Raw genomic sequence first — 2,288 nt, forward strand, 5'->3', positions numbered from 1 at the left:
CCGAAGCGCCGCCTCAAACCAACGTTTGTGATACATGCTGATCGGATATGCCCGCGTCTCCAAAGCCGATGGCTCGCAGTCTCTCGACCTGCAGCACGACGCCTTGCGCGCCGCAGGTGTCGAACGGTGTCAGCAGCGGTTGTAAACTGATACAGGCAGCGATTGAAAACTGATACACCATTTTGAGAAGATGGCCGCTTTGCGGAGCGGCCTTGAAACCCAAAGAGGTGTACGTGGAAATTCAACTCCTGAAGAGGCATGGGTTAAGCCTTCGGCAGATCGCCGCCGAGGTAGGCTGCGCAGTGAACACGGTGCGCCGGCACCTGGCCCTGGAGTCCGTGCCGAAGTACGAACGCAAAGTCAAACGCCAGACGAAGCTGGCGCAATTCGAGCAGTACCTGAGGGATCGGCAGCAAGCCGCTCAGCCTGACGTGATTCCGGCCACCGTGCTGTACCGCGAGATCGCCGCGCGCGGCTACGAGGGCGGGATGAGCCAGTTGAGGGCCTTCGTGCGCACCTTGCGCCCGGCGCCTCCCGCCGACCCGGTGGTGCGTTTCGAGACGGCGATGGGCGAGCAGCTGCAGGTGGACTGGGTCGAATTCCGTAAAGGCAGCGCGCCATTGCACGCGTTCTGCGCGACGCTCGGCTTTAGCCGGGCCAGCTACGTGGAGTTCGTCAGCAACATGAAGGTGGAAACCCTGATCGCCTGCCACGAGCGCGCCTTTGCGGCGTTTGGCGGCGTGACGCGGCGGGTCCTGTACGACAACATGAAGACGGTGGTGCTGGAGCGCGATGCGTACGGTGAGGGCGAGCACCGCTTCCACGCCGGCTTCCTGGACTATGCCAGGCATAGCGGTTTCGTGATCAAGCTGTGCCAGCCGTACCGGGCCAAGACCAAGGGTAAGGTCGAGCGGTTCAACGGCTACCTGCGGCGCTCGTTCTATGTGCCGCTGGCGAGCCGGCTGGCACAAAGCGGCCAGAAGCTCGACGTCGTGACGGCCAACGTGGAAGTAGCCCACTGGCTGCGCGAGGTGGCCAATGCGCGCATCCACGGCACCACCGGCGAGCCGCCAGCCGAAGCATTGAAGCGGGAAGTGGAGCACCTGCAAGCGCTGCCGGCACCGTGGCGGGCGGATATCGCGGCAGCCAGGCCGCAACCGACTACCGCAGCACCTGCGGTGCCGCGGCCGGCGGCAGTGGTGGAGCGGATCGCGCAACCTTCTCCAGTGCAGCATCCGTTGCAGGTGTATGACGCGCTGCTGGTGCGGGTATCGGAAGGAGTGGCGGCATGAACCTGCAGCATGAGCGTATCGCGACGTTGTGCGAGAGCCTGAACCTGCCGTTTATAGCCCAGGGCTACGGCGCCGCAACCCAGAAGGCAGCGAAGCAGGAAATGGCCTACAGCGACTTCCTGGAGGGGCTGCTGAGGGAAGAAGTCGCTGGGCGCAACGTGCGCAAACAAAGCACGATGACCCGGTTGGCAGGATTCCCGGCGGTGAAGACGCTGGATGAGTTTAACTACGACTTCGCCAAAGGCGTCAAACGCAGCCAGATCGAGGAACTGGCCGGCCTGGGATTCGTCGAGCGGCATGAGAACGTGGTGCTGGTCGGCCCCAGCGGCGTGGGCAAGACGCACCTGGCGATGGCACTGGGTTACAAGGCGACGCAAGCCGGCATCAAGACGCGCTTCACGACTGCGGCCGACCTGATGCTGGCGTTGACGACGGCGCATACCCAGAACAATCTGAAGGCGGTGATGCACCGCGCGATCAAGGCATATCGGCTCTTGATCATCGACGAGATAGGTTACTTGCCGATGAACCGGGAACAGGCAAACCTGTTCTTCCAGGTGATCGCAGCCTTGTATGAACGCAGCAGCCTGATCGTGACCAGCAACCTGCCGTTCGGGCAATGGGACACGACCTTCGCGCAGGATACGACGCTGACCGCGGCCCTGCTCGACCGGCTGCTGCACCATGCGCACATCGTGCCGATTGCCGGGGAAAGCTATCGGCTGAAGCACCAGCGACAGGCCGGGATGATGAGGGGGAGCGATGTTGCAGAAATTGGCTGAACACGGACGGTGTTCAGCGACGGCGGTGTATCAGTTTTAAATCGCTGGCACGAAAAAATCTGTATCAGTTTTCAATCGCCGTTGACAAACGGGACAATATCTATGATGATCTTGCTTCCGGCGGTCGTGATGATCGCCCTGGCTTGACTGCCTGCCTCAAGTCATTGCGTGACGGCGATGTGCTGGTGGTCTGGAAGCTCGATCGCCTCGGACG

Annotated in this window: 3 protein-coding genes and 1 pseudogene; all 4 read left to right on the forward strand. The window is 62.1% G+C overall.

Translation table 11 applies throughout. The features are described from left to right. Nucleotides 1–34 precede the first annotated feature (34 nt). Nucleotides 35–127, forward strand: a pseudogene (locus tag FTU82_RS15890) (recombinase family protein); the annotation flags it as partial. Nucleotides 128–233: 106 nt separating this feature from the next. Continuing rightward, nucleotides 234–1,292 carry an IS21 family transposase gene (istA, locus tag FTU82_RS15895; protein WP_373683612.1) on the forward strand — a complete coding sequence of 353 codons (1,059 nt, stop codon included), beginning with the start codon at nucleotides 234–236 and terminating at the stop codon, nucleotides 1,290–1,292. Next, nucleotides 1,289–2,074, forward strand: coding sequence for an IS21-like element helper ATPase IstB (istB, locus tag FTU82_RS15900; protein ID WP_180075654.1), 786 nt, complete (start codon nucleotides 1,289–1,291; stop codon nucleotides 2,072–2,074). Before istA ends, istB begins: the two co-directional genes overlap by 4 nt. A gap of 44 nt (nucleotides 2,075–2,118) precedes the next feature. Beyond that, nucleotides 2,119–2,288: recombinase family protein (locus tag FTU82_RS15905; protein ID WP_306669841.1), on the forward strand; the 170-nt coding region annotated here is incomplete at its 3' end.

Origin of the sequence: Acinetobacter sp. YH12151 (genome assembly GCF_013418355.1) — a bacterium.
Lineage (GTDB): Bacteria > Pseudomonadota > Gammaproteobacteria > Pseudomonadales > Moraxellaceae > Acinetobacter > Acinetobacter pseudolwoffii.

Excerpts from the sequence above, each read along its gene's own strand:
- istB (WP_180075654.1), top strand. The coding sequence starts at position 1,289 with ATGAACCTGCAGCATGAGCGTATCGCGACGTTGTGCGAGAGCCTGAAC.